The sequence below is a fragment of the Curtobacterium sp. NPDC090223 genome (assembly GCF_044746585.1).
In the GTDB taxonomy this organism is placed as follows: domain Bacteria; phylum Actinomycetota; class Actinomycetes; order Actinomycetales; family Microbacteriaceae; genus Curtobacterium.
This window is the reverse complement of the sequence record NZ_JBIVCN010000001.1, coordinates 23,779-39,380: the sequence shown is the minus strand read 5'-3', so window position 1 is coordinate 39,380 and position 15,602 is coordinate 23,779. Positions and strand designations below refer to the sequence as shown.

The following is a 15,602-nucleotide window of genomic DNA, read 5'->3' as shown; positions in this document are numbered from 1 at the left end:
GCGTTTCCTGGTCTGGGGCGCCCCGACGATCATCGCTACGATCGACGCTGCCCGCGGCCGATCGGCGCGCTGAAGACCCGCGCGCGTGCGGCTTCGCGGGCTGCGCTCAGCGCTCCGTCGATCGCGCCCACATGCTGACGGTACTCCGGAGCTTGTCGTAGCGGTACGGCTTGATCTCCCCCGTGCGCTCGTAGCCGAGGGCAGTCCAGAACGGCTCGGCCACGTCGGCGTTGCTGTCGACGATACCGAGCCGCGTCCGGGACGCGCCGGTCTCCTGTCGCACCCGGTCGATGACGGCATCGTGCAGTCGCCGGCCGAGGCCGTCCCCCCGACGGGAGCCGTGCACGATCAGCAACCCGATGTACGCGGTGGCTGGGTCCGGGTAGCCGAGCAGCACGTCGGCGAAGGCGACCAGCTGCCCGTCCTCCAAGAGGCCGATGCTCCGTTTGCCCGCGGGGTCGAACCCGGGCGGCACCGAGATCACGGCGGAGAGCGCGTCGGACGGGCCGGGCGGGTAGCCGGTGATCCGCTCGGCGTACGCGGGGAACGACTCGAGCAGCTCCTGCAGGGCGTCGACGTCGTCCTGCGCCAGATCACGGACCTCGTGCGCCATGTTCCCGACCATCACCCGCGCGCTGGTGGCGCCGCCGGCACGAACCGCGGTCCGTCGTAGCCGTCCCGGACGACGTGCGCAGTGAAGTCGGCGAGCGAACGGACCCAGTGGCCGCGTTCGCCGTACAGCGCCTGGTAGACGACCACTGGCTCCTCGGTCTCGGTGTCACGTGCCAGGAGCAGCACTTCATACTCGCCGCCCTTGAAGTGCCGGTACCGTCCGGGCGTCACGTCGCTGCTCACGATCAGATGCTACGAGCCTCCGGGTGGTCTTCAGCCCGGAGCCACGCCTCGATTCGGAGCGTTGTGCACCAGTCCTCCCCGCCGGTGGCCGCCGCAGCCGCCGCCGCAGCAGCCGCCGCACAACCGAAACCGCTTCGCACCACGCAAGCACATGGTGCGGGGCGGTTTCCGTTGTGCGCATCCACCCCGCACCACGCGGGACCACCCAGAGGAGTGCACGCGGCACCACGAAACACGGAATTTACTTTCACGCCTAGCGCGCAAGCATGCAATGCACTTTCATTGAACGCATGCCAGCGCCGACGACTCCCCCGCGCACCGACCGCGCCGACGCCTTCGCCCTCGTGCGGACGCAGAGCGCCACGATGCCGACCAGCATGCGGGCGATCGCCGACGCCGTGCTCCAGGACCCGAAGGACACGGCCAACGGCAGCGCCGCCGACCTCGCCGAGCGCGCCAACGTCAGCGCCGCCACCGTGTCCCGCTTCGCCCGGCACCTCGGCTTCGCCAGCTACGCCGAACTCCAGCGCAGCATGACCCGAGCCGTCGAGCGCGGCATCCACCAGCACGCCGAGATCCACGCCGGCGTCGGGGTCGACGACGATGTCGCTACGGTGATCGCGAAGGTCACCGAGGACGTCCGCGCGGTGATGACCGACACCCGCGCCGCCCTCGACCCGGCAGCGCTCGGCGAGGCAGCGAACGCGGTCAGAGGGGCACGACGGGTCGTGCTGTACGGCGTCGGCGCGAGCGGCATCGTCGCCCGCGACCTGCACCTCAAGCTCGAGCGCATCGGCATCGCGAGCTCGATCACCGAGGACCCGCACAACGCCCTGACGCTCGCGAGCGTCCTCGGCCCGGACGACGTCCTGGTGATCACGAGCCACTCGGGCACCACCACCGAGGTCCTCGAGGTCGCCACCGAGGCCAAGATGCACGAGGCCACCGTCGTCGCGATCACCGGCCACGCGAACGCCCCGCTCACCCGCCACGCTGACCACGTCCTGCTCGGGGTCGCCGGCGCCGAGAGCGACCTGCGCCCCGCCGCGATGGGCAGCCGGATGAGCCAGCTCGCCATCGTCGACGCCCTGTTCATCGTCGTCGCCCAGCGCACCGACGACCGCTCCCGCCCGCTCCTGGCACGCAGCCGCGCCGCCGTCCGCACACACCACCGTTCCTGAATCGAGCACCACCATGGACCTCCGCGACGAACTCAAGAGCCTCACGACCGAGGCGACCGATCCCTCCCTCGACGACATCGACCTGATCACGACGCTGGAAGCGGCGGAACGCATGAACGCTGCGGACCGCAGCGTGCCCGCCGCACTGGGGCCGTGCCTCCCGGCCGTCGCCCAGGCCGCCGACCGCATCGCCGCAGCGTTCCAGGAGGGCGGCAGACTCGTCTACGTCGGCGCGGGAACGCCGGGCCGGCTCGGCGTCCTCGACGCCAGCGAGTGCCCACCCACCTTCGGGACCGACCCCGGCCAGGTGGTCGGCCTGATCGCCGGCGGCGCCGTCGCGCTCACCACCGCCGTCGAAGGCGCGGAGGACGACGAAGCGGCCGCCGTCCGCGACCTCGACGCGATCGGCCTGAACAGCCGCGACGTGGTCGTCGGGATCAGCGCGTCCGGCAGGACGCCCTACGTCATCGCAGCCGTCCTGGAGGCCCGGCGCCGGTCCGCCACGTCGGTCTCCGTCGCGTGCAACGCGGGTTCCGCAGCGGGTCGGGTCGCCGACATCGCCATCGACGTCGTCGTCGGGCCGGAGTTCATCGCCGGATCGACCCGGCTCAAGGCCGGCACCGCGCAGAAGCTCGTGCTCAACATGCTGACCACGCTCGCGATGGTCCGGCGGCACAAGACGTTCGGCAACCGGATGGTCGACGTCCGGGCGACGAACGAGAAGCTCGCGGCGCGGTCGTTCTCGCTCGTGCAGGACGTGACCGGGGCGTCGTCGGACGTGGTCGCCGCCGCGCTCGCCGACGCGGACGGCGAGGTGAAGACCGCGATCGCCGTGGTGCTCACCGGGCTGTCCGCTCAGTCGGCACGCGCTCGTCTCGCGGCTGCCGACGGTTCACTCCGCGCGGTCCTCTCCTGACCCGACCCGATTCCCCCTGAGGAGCACAGCAATGGCCGATGCACAGCAACTCGCACAGCAGATCCTCGACGCCGTCGGAGGGTCCTCGAACATCTCGGACGTCGAGAACTGCATGACCCGACTCCGGGTCGAGGTGGCTTCGACGTCACCCGTCGATCTCGACGGACTCAAGGCGACGGACGGGGTGATGGCCGCGATCGCCGCCGGGTCGAACCTGCAGATCGTGCTCGGGCCAGGGCTCGTCGACCGGGTGGCGTCCTCGCTGGACACGCTCCGGTCGTCGGAGCCTGGCGCTTCGGGCGGTTCAGGCGGTTCGGGTGCCTCGCCGGAGGAGCTCGCCGCTCGTGGCGCGGCCATCAAGGCGGCCGCGCGATCCCGGTCGGACGGCCGGACCATGCGCGCCATCCGGAAGATCTCCGCGATCTTCATCCCACTCATCCCCGCGCTCATCGCGTGCGGGCTCATCGCCGGGATCAACGGCATCCTGACGAACCTCGGGTGGCTGCCCGGTGTGACGCCGTTCCTCGGGGTGCTCTCCAGCGGGTTCCTGTCCCTGCTCGCCGTCTTCGTCGGGATGAACGCCGCGAAGGAGTTCGGCGGCACGCCGATCCTCGGCGGCGCCGTCGGCGGCATCATCGTCGCCGCCGGCGTCGCGAACGTCACCGTGTTCGGCGAGACGCTCGCGCCCGGGCAGGGCGGGGTGCTCGGCGCGATGGCCGGCGGCATCCTCGCCGCCTACGTCGAGCGGTTCATGCGCCGGGTCACGCCGGACGTCATCGCGCTCATCGTCGTGCCGACCGTGACCGTCCTGGTCGCCGGGTCGATCACCCTGGGCATCCTGATGTCCGTCGCCGGTGTCGTCTCCGTCGCGATCGGCACCGCCGCAACCTGGCTCCTCGCGAACGGCGGGGCGTTCGCCGGGTTCGTCCTGGGCGGGCTCTTCCTGCCGCTCGTCATGACCGGCATGCACCAGGCGCTCACGCCGATCCACACCACGCTGATCGACCAGACCGGGTGGACCGTGCTGCTCCCCGTGCTCGCGATGGGCGGGGCCGGGCAGATCGGTGCTGCGATCGCGCTCTGGATCCGCTTCCGCTCGAACGCTGCACTGTCCCGCACGATCCGCGGTGCGCTGCCCGCCGGGCTCCTCGGGGTCGGCGAGCCGCTCATCTACGGTGTGACACTCCCCCTCGGGCGGCCGTTCATCACCGCGTGCATCGGTGGGGCGTTCGGTGGCGGGGTCGTCGGGCTGTTCGACCAGCTCGGGCACTCCGTCGGGGCGATCGCGATCGGCGCCTCGGACCTGTCGCTCATCCCGCTGCTCAACGGGTCGAGCGGGTACGGGTGGGCGCTCCTCGGGTACGGGGCGGGGCTCGTGACCGCGTACGTCGTGGGGTTCGTGGCGACGTTGTTCTTCGGGGTCTCGGACTCCGTGCGTGCTGACCTGGAGGCGCAGTCGGCCGCGGGTGACGCCGGTGACCCGGTCGCTCCCGATGCGCCGCTCGACGTGCCGGTGTCGCCGGTGTCCGCCTCGACGGCTCCGCGCCCGTGAGATTGGGAGCGAGTGCCTACCTGGCACATCCCACCCTTGCGCCGGCGACCTTCGCTGCAGCGGCGTCCGCTGGTGCGACCCTCGCGTTCACGTCGCTGCACATCCCGGAGGACTCCCCCGCAGGTGCTCGCGACACCGCGACGTCGATCGTGTCGGCCGCTGCGGCGTCGGGACTCTCGGTCGTGACGGACGTCTCCCCAAACACCGCTCGACTGCTCGGTGATTCGCCGTGGGAGTTCCTGCGGTCGATCGGTGTGTCTCGCGTGCGGATCGACTTCGGGTTCTCGGTGGCTTCGATCCGCCAGATCGCTGCGATCCTGCCGATCGCGCTCAACGCCAGCACCCTTCGCGCAGCCGACCTCTCGCCGTTCGCGGATCTCGACGTCGAGCTCATCCACAACTTCTACCCGCGGGAGTGGACCGGGCTGGCGTTGGCGTCCGTCTCGTCGTCCGTGTCCGTCGCTCGGCAGTTCGGGTGGCGGGTCGGGGCGTTCATCGCTGGTGATGCCGTCCGCCGCGGGCCGCTCGGCGAGGGGCTGCCCACTGTCGAGGCGCATCGTGTCGCGCCGCCACTGCTCCAGGCGGTCGAGCTCGTCGACGCGGGTGTGGACGACGTGTACGTCGGGGACCCCGCACTGACGGAGCACTCTTGGTCGCGGCTGGGGTCGTTCGTCCGCGATGACGTGGTCGTGCTCGACGGAGTCGCCGCTCCGGGTGTGCACCCGTCGGTCATCGCGGCGCTTGCTGTTCCCGAGCGCGACCGACCCGACGCCGCCGAGGCCATGATCCGGTTGGAGCACTCGCGGGAGCGGTTCGCGGGGTTGCCGCTGCCCGAGGTGGGTGGGCAGCCGAGGCCCGCGGGGGCGGTCACGGTGCAGTTGGCGTCGGCGGGGAGATACTGCGGGGAGGTGGCGATCGTGTTGCGGGAGTTGCCGGCTGACGACCGCGTGGCCGTGCTCGGGGCGCTTGCTGCGGGCGCGAGTCCGACCAGGGATCACTCCTCCACGATCTCGTTGCGTTGACCTCGACTCACTGCCCCTCCGCCGGGCGGATTCGGAGGCGCGCAGGCCTCTAGCGTCGTCGGATGCAGGTCTGGGAGGCGGATGACGCACGACGTCGACACATGGCTCGGTTCGGTCGGCGGGACACCGCGCCAGAACTCGCCCTCCGTCGGGAGCTCCATGCTCGCGGCCGGCGGTTCTTCGTGGATCGCCGGGTGAGTGAGAACTCGCGCGCTCGACCCGACATCGTCTTCCCTCGGGCTCGGATCGCGGTGTTCGTCGATGGGTGCTTCTGGCACTGGTGTGAGGAGCATGCGCACCTCCCGAAGGCCAACGCTGCCCTTTGGCGCTCCAAGCTGTCGGCGAACCGACAGCGTGACGCTTCCAACGAAGCGATCCTGGTCTCAGAGGGGTGGCGGGTCGTCCGGGTGTGGGAGCACGAGGAGACGAACGACGCCGCGGACCTCGTCGAGCAGGCTCTGGATCGCTGGGACGCCATAGCCAGAGGCGCAACACGGTAGAACTGACGCATGCAGGTCATCGAGGTCGTCGCGGCGGTGATCACCAGGGGGGACGGTCAGGTCCTCGCCTGCCGACGAGCCCCCGGGAGACCGTCCGCCGGCCTCTGGGAGTTCCCGGGTGGGAAAGTCGAACCGAACGAGGATCCGAGAGATGCACTCGTGCGCGAGATCAGCGAAGAACTCCACCTGGAGGTTCGCCTCGGGCAGCTGGTCATTCGGGAGACCACTCGTGTCGGCGACGTCCTCATAGACCTCGCCTGCTATCGCGCTCGATCCGACGACGCATGGCCCCTCGAGAGCACCGACCACGACGAGCTGCGCTGGATTGCTCCGACAGAGCTCTCTCGGCTCGACTGGGCGCTACCCGATCTTCCGGCCGTCCGGGTCCTCGCGGATGGTCAACTCAAGCCGTAGCTGCGCGCTCTCGCCTTCTGGAACCGACGGTGGTGCGCGAAGTGCTGCTCCGTGGCCTCGCTCCAGACGCTGCAGGTACGCCCGATCAATGCGTCGAGGGCGCGGGCGAGGTCGTCGGTCATCGGGGTCCGGCGGGGGCCGCGTTCGACAGTCCCTCCACGCGCAACGGTCACGTAGCCGAGCTCGAAGAGCGAGTCACATCCGATCAGACACGCCGGCATGACCGTGTCCGTACGGCCTCGTTCAGCACGCGACGTGTCAGCTCGCCTCTTGATGTGCGCGGTGACGAGCATCGCGACGGGGAGATCACGGCCGCACAGGGCGCATGTCGCGAGCAGGTCATCACCGAAGAGGTGCTTACGCAAGAGACTCTGCTCGCCGCGAGCGTTGACGACGACCCGACGGTCGCCGCGGTACTCGATCTGTACATCGCCCACCTGGTCCGGCCATGCGGAGAGCTGTGCAACATCGACACGCAGGCCGACTTCGCTCAACAGCCAGTCGGCGAGTGAACCATCGACTTCGGTGAGGTACACCTGCTTGACGGCACCGCTCCGCGAGAACGGCCATCCCGTGACGTCACGCTCGGTCCGGAGCTCGAGCGGGATGTCGTCCAGGTCGATCGGGCTGTCGAGCTCTTGCATCTCGACGCGGATCACCCTGCCGTCGACTGACCATCGAGTGGTCGGGTCCTCGAACGGCGGCGGCCCGTCGAAGGCAGGAGCGAGCACGTTGCTCCACGCGCGAACCGCGCCACGCGAATAGTGAAAGACGAGATCTCCGGCCGACGCTTCGAGCATGCGATCCCAATGTCCACGCGGAGTGCCGACGTCCTGACCCTCACGTGGGCGCGACAGTTTCGGTGCCCAGAGCACACGCGCTCGCCGCTCCTCCTCGAAGGTCTGCCCTTGGTTGACCCAGAACGTCCGCATTTCTCCCCCTCGCCCGTTTTCCTAACGGTCGAGAGGCTAACGACGTGCTTCGCGAGGGAGCGCAGGCCACGTGGCCCCAGTTGGAGGGTCGGACCACCGTGTGCGCGTCTCCAGGCAGTTCTGTCCCCGCGATCGTCAGAAGAACTGACGAAGGTGCCGGCGTAGCTCCGAGTCCACGACGTAGACGAACGTCCCTCGAACCCCGCGGGTCAACAAGACGGAGTAGACGTTCGCGACGAGCCTGCGCAGGTCCTCGTCCGAGTACGTGATTCCGAGCCGCGGGTTGTTCTCCATGCCCTTCTTGTCGAAGTAGTTCGACCTGTCGAACACGATCCGCTGCGTGGGGACGTCGAATCGCAGGTCTCGTCCGATGACCACTCCCACGAAGTTGAGGTCGTAGCCCTGGACGGTGTGGATGGACCCGACCTGCTCGACCGCCCCGGAGGAGGTGATCCAGTCGGTCTGGGTCTGGTTCCACCTGAGCTGCCGACCGTCGACCTCGATGTCGATCGCGCCCGGGTCACGCTTGCTCTTCCACTCCCACGCGTACCCGGCAACGAGCCGCGAGAGACCCACCTCGCCGTCCTTGGCGCGGATCGCGTCATGCATGTCGCCGAGGTCTTCGAACATCCGGAACTCGTAGTCGCCGAACGTTCGTGGGCGGGGCGATTCACCGCGCATGATCGCTCGGACGTAGGACACGTAGTCTGCTCCACCCTGGACTCGCATCTGCGTGAAGAGGCGGTAGTAGCGGTCGCGAGCCCGAGCAGCCCGAACGAGCTCGGCCTGGAGCCGCGGGGGCAGATCCGCGGGTCGCACGCTCTGCTCCGAGTCGAGCAGGAACACCTGGTGGGTGCTCTGCTCCCGGATCCAATCGACCTGCGTGTACCCATCGCCGTCAGCGCCGAAGAGTGCCTCGTTGATGTCCCCGAAGCTCTTGTTCTGCGGACCGGATGCCTGGTTCGCTCGGTGGTTCAGCCGGTGCGATTCGTCGACGACCAGCAAGTCCCACTTCTCAGTGCTCTTCCCGACCTCGAATGGCGTGAGGACCATCGAAGCGTCGAGACCTGGCGTCTTCCGGAACACGCGCTTCAGAGATGCACGGAGTGCCTGTTGCGGCACGACGAGGCCGACACGCGCACCTGCCAACCGCCCGCGATTCTCCTCCGTGAAGTAGTCCGAGAACATCGAGTCCCCATCGATCTCGTCGACGCCGATTCCGTTCGCGATGTCCCGGAGGAGCTTGAGGAGGTAGACAGCGACGATCGTCTTCCCGGTGCCGGGGTCTCCCTGCACCACGATCGTGCTTCCGGCACTCGACGTGAGGTCGCTGAACAGCCCCTCGAGGATGTCTTCCATGACGACGGCCTGGTCATGGTTGAGCGCCTTGAACGGAGAGAGCTTGTAGAGCTCGCTGTTCTCGATCTCGGAGATGCTCCGCGTGAAGAGGTCCTGTTCCCGTAGCGCCTCGAACACCTGCTCGAACGTCCCGCGATATCGCTCTCGGTCGAAGTAGTCGGCGTTCACGACCCCCTTGTTGCTGTTGAGCACGGTGTACTTGTCGTCGCCGGCGAACAGCCCGATGAGCTGCGATTCGAGGTCGAGACAGACAGACTTGTTGAACGTGCCGTCGAGTACCAGACGAACGGCCTTCAACGTTCCCCGCACATCGGAGTCGAGATGCTGCCGCATCCGAGATGCCGTGTTGAGCGTCTCGCCGACATAGACCCGCTCGCCGTCGTCCAGGATGTACACGACCGGCCAGTTCAGCAGCCGCGGATCTGCTTCACGCCACAACCGCAGGTGCTTTTCGTTGAACGGCCACTTTGCGATCTCAAAGCTGGTCATACTTCACGCTTCGTCCACGCGCGCGGTCGATCGGGTACTTCTCGCGAGTCACGGCGAGCTTCTCGCGCACGATCGTGGAAGCGTCGAGGCCGAGACGGTCCGCGAGCAGATGACAGTACGTCAACACGTCGGCGAGTTCTGATTTCACTCGATCCACATCCGCCTGCGCAGACCACTGGAAGCACTCCAGGAGCTCGGCCGACTCGATCGAGATGCTCTTCGCCAGGTTCTCGGGAGAGTGGAACTGAGCCCACTCGCGTTCCGCGACGAACTCCCGGAGTTCGTCGCGGAGCCCCTCATCTGCCATGACGGCACGGTAGCAGCCGCGATGAGGTCACCCATGTCAGCGGTCAGATCGAGTCCGCCGGTGTCGAGGCGCACGGCCGCACCGTCGAACGCTGGAACGCCGGCGCGGAGGAGTGCCCGGCAGTTCCACCAGCGACGCGGCGCCGCTGGACACCCATCGCACCCACCCGATCGTCGACGACAGGCACGCGTCCAGTCACGATCGCGCCGGCGCATGCAGCTTCGTGCTCGGGCCGGGCGCGCATGGCCCGCCGCAAGCGCACCGCACCACCCGTTCTCGGCCACGTGTCATCCGTGATCTCGGAGGTCGAATCACAATCCGCCGCGCACACGCGCAACCCCCACCATGGGGCCTGGTCAACGTCCACCAACATCGAGATGATGGATGTTTCCTCAGGTTTGGAGTTCTTCGTATGCATCGGTCGCTGAGCCGCTTCCGTCCTGTCCTCGTCGCGACGTGCGCCGCTGCGCTCCTGCTCACCCTCGGTGCTTGCAGTTCCGCCGGCGTGGGGGCGGACAAGCCCGCCGCCCTCGTTGCTTCGAGCCCGGAAGCGTCTGCGGCGCGGGCATCCGCTTCGGCCTCCGCGGCTGCGAAGGCAGCCGCCGAAGTCGAAGCGCAGAAGGCGGCAGATGAAGCAGCCGCAGCGCAAGCGGCGGCTGACGCGAAGGCAGCTGCGGATGCAGCGGCGGCACAAGCAGCCGCTGACGCCAAGGCGGCTGCCGCTGCTGCGGCCGAGCAGGCGGCCGCAGCAGCGCAGCCGGCTCCCGCCACCGCCTCGGTCTACTTCGCGAACTGCGACGCCGCCCGCGCGGCTGGAGCCGCTCCCGTCCGAGTCGGCGACCCAGGATATTCTCGCAAGCTCGATCGCGATGGAGACGGCACCGGCTGCGAGGACTGAACCCGCGACCGAGCGGCAATCTCTCCTGTTGCCCGAGTCCCCCCCCCCCACAACTGGTGCTCCCGACCATCTCCACGGCCCACGAGAATGGCTCACGACCGCACGCCCGAGGGAGGCGCCCGGCCGAGGAGACAGCACACGATGACGATCGCCGGCGACTCAGCGCAAGTGGAAGCTCGCCGCCAACGAGGCCGCGCCCACGAACTCCGACGCCAAGCGGACGAAGCCGAAGCCCGCGCCGGTCGCTTCGAGATCGCCCACCGCACCGAGAGTGAGACGGCGAAGGTCCTCGCTCCCCTGGCCGGCATCGGCTACCACCTGCTCGCTGACCGACGCTGGCCCGGCAGCAAGACAGCCCAGGTCGACATGGTCGTCGTCGGCAGCGCCGGCGTCTTCATCGTCGACACCAAGGCCTGGCGCGACGTCGCGGTGCACGCCGGCCGCATCACCCGCGGCCAAGAGGACGTGACCGACGACGTCGCACGCCTCGCCGACCTCGCGTACAGCACCGAGTCCGCGCTCGCGGAGATCGGCCTCCCACCGGGCGAGGTCCACGCGGTGGTCGCCCTCGCAGGCCAGAAGCGTGTGCACGCCGAAGTCGCCTCGGTCGACGTCGTCGGCGTCCACGACCTCATCGCGCACATCACGAAGCGTGGTCGGCGACTGAGCGCGACGCGTGTCGACCAGCTCCTCACTGCTGTCCTCGCCCACTTCCCGGTGATCGGCGAGGACCACGCCGTCCCGGCCCAGATCCTCATCCCAGCCACGGTCCTGCCCCGCGACCCCGCGCCGCTCATCGACTCCGAAGACCTTCACGACCGCCTCCTCGACGGCGTCCTCGACGCCCCCATCGAGGAATGGATGGCCTTCCTGGACCCCACCCAGGCCAAACTCGTCCGCCGCAACTTCAACGGCCCCGCCCGCATCCGTGGTGCGGCAGGCACCGGCAAGACCGTCGTCGGCCTCCACCGCGCTGCCTACCTGGCACGCGCGACCGGCGGTCGCGTCCTCTTCACCACCTACATCCGCACCCTCTCGGCGGTCCTGCGGTCGCTCCTGGAGCGCCTCGCCCCGGACATGGTCGACCGCGTCGACTTCGTCAACGTCCACGCCTTCGCCAGCCAGCTCCTGAAGGAGCGCGGGGTCGCGTTCCGCATCGACGGACTGGAGGCCCAGCGCGCGTTCGCCGACGCATGGAACGTGATCGGAGCCTCCAGTCCACTGCGCGCTCCGCGCTTCACGCGCCGGTACTGGGAGGAGGAGATCGGGCACGTCATCAAGGGACGCGGCCTGACGCACTTCGACGAGTACGCCGATCTGGCACGCGTGGGGCGGAAGCACGCGCTGCCGGTGGAGGTCCGGCAGGCGGTGTGGGACCTGTACGAGACGTACTCGGCGAATCTGCGCGAGCGACGCGTCTGCGACTTCGAGGACGTGGTCCTGCTCGCCCGCGATGCCCTCCGCGACCAGCCGCTAGACCGCTACGACGCCGTCATCGTGGACGAGGCGCAGGACCTGTCGTGCGCGATGGTCTCGCTGCTGCACGCCCTCGTCGGCGACCGGCCGGACGGGCTCACGCTGATCGGCGACGGCCAGCAGACGATCTACCCGGGTGGGTACACCCTCGGCGAGGTCGGTATCAGCCTGGCCGGGCGCGGCGTCGTCCTCGACGTGAACCACCGGAACACGGCGGAGATCCTCGACTTCGCCAAGCAGATGGTGGCCGACGACCAGTTCGTCGACATCGAGGGCGTCGACGGTGCCGGTGACACCGTGTCCGACGTCACCCGCTCCGGCCCGAAGCCGAGGGTCCACCGCTTCGCGGACCGCGCCGAGCACGATGTCGCGCTGCTCGCCCGCGTGGAGGAGGTCCTGCGTCTGGTGGGAACCGGCCGCGGCGACATCGGCATCCTGACCGCGACGAACCCGCAAGCTGACAAGGTCATGGCGGCCCTCGACGCGGCGGGCGTGGCGTCGGTGTCGCTGGAGAACTACGCGGGCAAGAGCTCCGACCGGGTCCGCGTCGGCACCATCAAGCGTGCGAAGGGCCTCGAGTTCAAGCAGGTCCTGCTCCCACACGTACCGGCGAAGCTGCTCCTCGACGCTCCCGACACCGAGTCCGTCGCTGCCCGCGAGCGCCGTGAACTCGACCGCCGCGAGCTGTACGTCGGGATGACCCGGGCTCGTGACGGCCTCTGGGTCGGTTCGCTCGGCCGCGCCTGACCAGGCCGTACTCCACGGAGCGTGTGGCGCTCGCGATCCCGGGCGTCCATGCCGGGTGATCGACGTCGCGACATCGGTTCCCCAGACCCGGGGCCAGCAACGACGGAGTAAGCAGTCGCCCTCTCCCGCTACACCGCCGTCGCCAACGCGAGCTGCGCCCGCGCCGCGACCGCGTCCGCCGCCGGCGGACGCCCGTACGCCTCCCGGTAGTCCCTCGAGAAGTGGGACGCGCTGCGGAAGCCGACGGCCGTAGCAGCGCGGGCGGCGGTGTCGCCGTGGACGATCATCCGCCGACGTGCTTCGCCGAGCCGGGTCCGCTTGAGGTACTGCGCGGGAGTCATGCCGGTCGCTTCCTTGAAGCGTGCGAACAGGGTGGACTCGCTGACCCGGAGCTCGCGGGCGAGGCGGCCCATCGACCACGGCTCGGCCATGCGTCCGGTGAGCAGCGCGGTCGCGGCGGCGACGACCGAGGTGCCGGAACCGTCGAGTGCCGCGGTGATGCGTGGCGCCTGCTCGGTCTGCAGCAGGCGCAGGACGATCTCCCTCGAGACGAGCGGGAAGAGCACCGGGACGTCCTCGGGTGCGTCGAGCAGGGCGAGCAGTCGCGCGAACGCGTCGGCGAGCGGCGCGGTCCAGGTTCCGAGTCTGGGCACCTCGCCGCGATGCGACGCGGACGGCGCGGACATCGACGACACGACCTCGGCGACGACGGTCGGGTCGAGGCGCCAGACGGCGGAGACGAACCCGTCACCGCCGGCGGTGTCGACGACGCCAGCCACGACGGGCAGGTCGACAGGGGTGATGATGAACCGCCCGCGGCCCCAGACCTGGTCGTCGTCCCCGACGATCGAGCGCTTGCGACCGCGGAGGACGACGGACAACGACGGTACGTAGCGGCGGTCGAACAGACCGGTCGGCTCGAACACGCGGGAGACGGTGAGGCCGAGCGCGTCGGCACGGTGCGCGGACCCCGCTCGCGCGGCAGCGTCGTGGTGGTCTGTCCCGAGGACGGCGGCGTGCGTGGACGCGATCGACACGGCGCGGTCGAGGTGCAGGGCAGTCAGGTCGTCCACGTCGGCAAACCTACCCAGGGTGACTGACGGCGACGGGCCCGTGCTGCGGGATCCGGCAAGGTCTTCGTGGAGGCAGGCAACCAGGGACTGCCCGGGGAGACCGAGCATCGGATCATGACGACAACACCGAACAAAACCACACGAACCGCCCTCGTGACCGGAGCCTCGAGCGGCATCGGCGAGGCCATCGCCCGCGAACTCGCCGCAGCCGGCATGACTGTCGGCGTCGCCGGGCGTGACGGAGCACGCACCCGTGCCGTCGCGGCCGACATCCAGCGTCAGGGAGGCCGTGCCGTGCCGCTCGTCGCCGACCTGTCAGGCAGCCCCGACGAGGTCCGGGCACTCGCTGCCGCCGCCATCGAGCAGCTGGGCGGGCACGTCGACGTCCTCGTGAACAACGCCGGCGTGTATCCGGGCGGCCCCACGGAGTCGCTGTCCGACGACACGGTCGACGCACTTCTCGCGACGAACATCCGAGCCCCACACGTACTCGTCGCGGCACTCGCGCCGTCGATGATGTCCCGCGGCGGCGGGAACGTCGTGAACATCGGCTCGTGGATGGCCCGGGTCGGCGTGCCGTTCATGGCGCTGTACCCGGCAACGAAGGCCGCGGTCGAGCAGCTGACCCGAGCCTGGGCCGCGGAGTACGGGCAGCGCGGGATCCGCGTCGTGACCGTGGCCCCGGGTGCGACCGCGACGCCGGGCAACGCGGACTCGGCCGACGCCCTGGCAGCGATGACGCAAGGCACCCCGGCGGGCCGTCCGGTGCAGCCCGTGGACATCGCTCGTGCCGTGCGGTGGGTCGTGTCGGACGAGGCCGCATTCGTGAACGGCGGCACGATCGACGTCGACGGCGGGATCGCATCGACGCGGATGCGCTGAGCGGCACCGGACGACGACGGTTTCTCTCGATCGGATCGGCTAGTGGGAGGACGCGATGAAGCGTCGGAGTGCGGTCAACGCCGCCCGGTTGTGATTGAGCCCGGATACGGGCCGGAACCCGACGAGCAAGACGATCACCTCGCCGGTCCGCAGGTCGAGGACCACCGGTGCCCCCGCGTCGCGGACCGCTGCGAGTGACGGGAAGCTCCCGCGCACCCCTCCGGCGGCGAACCGCCCGTAGGACGAGACGTAGCCGCGGCGGGCCGAGGTGATGTCGGCGGGAGCGAACTGCCTCCAGTCACCGAGCTCCAGTGCGCCGTGACGCAGTCGAAGGCGGCCTCGGTGTGGGAAGCGCAGTCGTTGGTCGACGAGCGCGATCGACCGTCGAGTCGGTCCCGCCGCAGCGAGCTCCGCCATCGTCGCCGCACAGAACGTGTCCTCCAACAGGACATCGAGGGCCGTGTCGGTCATGCTGGCGTCGGGATCGACTCGTTGTCGAACGTGTACGTGACCTTCCGGACGCCGTCGCTCATCACCTTCGTCACGCAGAAGATCGTGGGCCGGTGGTCACCGAACTGCGAGCGCTGCACCTTGATGCCGTCGGGCACCGTGATCCCTCGATCGCGCAGGGCTTCCGGGTCCAGCAGGACGGTCCGGACGAACTCATCACGGTGTTCCGGCGCCTGGTCGTACAGGTCGCCGAGCACGCGGATGAACTCGTCACGCGTGATGAAGTCCCGGATCGCTTCGAGCCCGGCTCGGGCTTCCACCCGAACGGCTTCGCGGGAGAGCTTCGGGACCTCGGAGTCCTCCTCGACCTTCGGGTAGTCGATCCTGCTCAGGTTCTCGTACTCGTGGTGCTCGTTCGGCATGGTGCCCCCTCGTCCTGAGCGCAACGGCGCGCTCTCGAGTACCGAGGTTCGCAGCACCCCGGCCGGGACCACATCGGCCATCGGCTCCACGTGGACCATCCGTTCGGCCACGAAACCAACGTAGAAC

Annotated in this window: 17 protein-coding genes; 9 read left to right on the top strand and 8 right to left on the bottom strand. The window is 69.3% G+C overall.

The window, feature by feature from the left end:
- Positions 1-106 precede the first annotated feature (106 nt).
- Both ACIPJY_RS00165 and ACIPJY_RS00160 read right to left on the bottom strand, forming a co-directional pair.
- Positions 107-613, bottom strand: a complete 507-nt coding sequence (locus ACIPJY_RS00165; RefSeq protein WP_400460789.1) for a GNAT family N-acetyltransferase — start codon at positions 611-613, stop codon at positions 107-109.
- 11 nt (positions 614-624) lie between these two features.
- Positions 625-855 (bottom strand): DUF1653 domain-containing protein, encoded by a 231-nt coding sequence (locus ACIPJY_RS00160; RefSeq protein ID WP_400460791.1) that lies wholly within the window; start codon positions 853-855, stop codon positions 625-627.
- 290 nt (positions 856-1,145) lie between these two features.
- Between ACIPJY_RS00160 and ACIPJY_RS00155 the strand changes: the two genes are divergently transcribed.
- The 6 genes from ACIPJY_RS00155 to ACIPJY_RS00130 all read left to right on the top strand — a co-directional run bounded on the left by ACIPJY_RS00155 (position 1,146) and on the right by ACIPJY_RS00130 (position 6,440).
- Positions 1,146-2,036: a MurR/RpiR family transcriptional regulator gene (locus tag ACIPJY_RS00155; RefSeq protein ID WP_400460793.1), complete on the top strand. Its 891-nt coding sequence runs from the start codon at positions 1,146-1,148 to the stop codon at positions 2,034-2,036.
- Between the two features lie 13 nt (positions 2,037-2,049).
- A complete protein-coding gene (gene murQ / locus ACIPJY_RS00150) occupies positions 2,050-2,952 on the top strand; it encodes an N-acetylmuramic acid 6-phosphate etherase (protein ID WP_400460794.1) in 903 nt (300 codons plus the stop codon).
- A 31-nt stretch (positions 2,953-2,983) separates the two neighbouring features.
- The gene (locus tag ACIPJY_RS00145) at positions 2,984-4,504 is read left to right on the top strand and encodes a PTS transporter subunit EIIC (RefSeq protein WP_400460795.1); all 1,521 of its coding nucleotides are present in this window, start codon (positions 2,984-2,986) and stop codon (positions 4,502-4,504) included.
- Complete coding sequence (locus tag ACIPJY_RS00140) at positions 4,501-5,526, top strand: MupG family TIM beta-alpha barrel fold protein (RefSeq protein WP_400460797.1); 1,026 nt, start codon at positions 4,501-4,503, stop codon at positions 5,524-5,526. The genes ACIPJY_RS00145 and ACIPJY_RS00140 overlap by 4 nt, the downstream gene beginning before the upstream one ends.
- A gap of 62 nt (positions 5,527-5,588) precedes the next feature.
- Positions 5,589-6,026: a very short patch repair endonuclease gene (locus ACIPJY_RS00135; protein WP_400460799.1), complete on the top strand. Its 438-nt coding sequence runs from the start codon at positions 5,589-5,591 to the stop codon at positions 6,024-6,026.
- Positions 6,027-6,035: 9 nt separating this feature from the next.
- Positions 6,036-6,440: a (deoxy)nucleoside triphosphate pyrophosphohydrolase gene (locus tag ACIPJY_RS00130; RefSeq protein WP_400460801.1), complete on the top strand. Its 405-nt coding sequence runs from the start codon at positions 6,036-6,038 to the stop codon at positions 6,438-6,440.
- On the opposite strand, the gene ACIPJY_RS00125 is transcribed toward ACIPJY_RS00130, so the two are convergent.
- The 3 genes from ACIPJY_RS00125 to ACIPJY_RS00115 form a co-directional block, all read right to left on the bottom strand.
- Entirely contained in the window at positions 6,425-7,240 is an 816-nt protein-coding gene (locus ACIPJY_RS00125; protein WP_400468116.1) for a hypothetical protein, read from the bottom strand. The genes ACIPJY_RS00130 and ACIPJY_RS00125 overlap by 16 nt on opposite strands.
- Before the next feature lie 267 nt (positions 7,241-7,507).
- On the bottom strand, positions 7,508-9,220 hold the full coding sequence (locus ACIPJY_RS00120; protein ID WP_400460805.1) for a DNA/RNA helicase domain-containing protein: 1,713 nt from the start codon (positions 9,218-9,220) through the stop codon (positions 7,508-7,510).
- Positions 9,207-9,527, bottom strand: a complete 321-nt coding sequence (locus ACIPJY_RS00115) for a nucleotide pyrophosphohydrolase (protein ID WP_400460807.1) — start codon at positions 9,525-9,527, stop codon at positions 9,207-9,209. The genes ACIPJY_RS00120 and ACIPJY_RS00115 overlap by 14 nt, the downstream gene beginning before the upstream one ends.
- A gap of 412 nt (positions 9,528-9,939) precedes the next feature.
- Between ACIPJY_RS00115 and ACIPJY_RS00110 the strand changes: the two genes are divergently transcribed.
- Both ACIPJY_RS00110 and ACIPJY_RS00105 read left to right on the top strand, forming a co-directional pair.
- On the top strand, positions 9,940-10,425 hold the full coding sequence (locus ACIPJY_RS00110) for an excalibur calcium-binding domain-containing protein (protein WP_400460809.1): 486 nt from the start codon (positions 9,940-9,942) through the stop codon (positions 10,423-10,425).
- A gap of 168 nt (positions 10,426-10,593) precedes the next feature.
- Entirely contained in the window at positions 10,594-12,648 is a 2,055-nt protein-coding gene (locus ACIPJY_RS00105) for a UvrD-helicase domain-containing protein (RefSeq protein WP_400460811.1), read from the top strand.
- Positions 12,649-12,776: 128 nt separating this feature from the next.
- Here the strand turns inward: ACIPJY_RS00105 and ACIPJY_RS00100 are convergent, their stop codons facing one another.
- Positions 12,777-13,721: an AraC family transcriptional regulator N-terminal domain-containing protein gene (locus ACIPJY_RS00100; protein WP_400460813.1), complete on the bottom strand. Its 945-nt coding sequence runs from the start codon at positions 13,719-13,721 to the stop codon at positions 12,777-12,779.
- Positions 13,722-13,835: 114 nt separating this feature from the next.
- Between ACIPJY_RS00100 and ACIPJY_RS00095 the strand changes: the two genes are divergently transcribed.
- Positions 13,836-14,603 (top strand): SDR family NAD(P)-dependent oxidoreductase, encoded by a 768-nt coding sequence (locus tag ACIPJY_RS00095; protein WP_400460815.1) that lies wholly within the window; start codon positions 13,836-13,838, stop codon positions 14,601-14,603.
- Between the two features lie 39 nt (positions 14,604-14,642).
- On the opposite strand, the gene ACIPJY_RS00090 is transcribed toward ACIPJY_RS00095, so the two are convergent.
- The gene (locus tag ACIPJY_RS00090) at positions 14,643-15,074 is read right to left on the bottom strand and encodes a hypothetical protein (RefSeq protein WP_400460817.1); all 432 of its coding nucleotides are present in this window, start codon (positions 15,072-15,074) and stop codon (positions 14,643-14,645) included.
- Positions 15,071-15,475: a hypothetical protein gene (locus tag ACIPJY_RS00085; RefSeq protein ID WP_400460819.1), complete on the bottom strand. Its 405-nt coding sequence runs from the start codon at positions 15,473-15,475 to the stop codon at positions 15,071-15,073. The genes ACIPJY_RS00090 and ACIPJY_RS00085 overlap by 4 nt, the downstream gene beginning before the upstream one ends.
- Positions 15,476-15,602 lie beyond the last annotated feature (127 nt).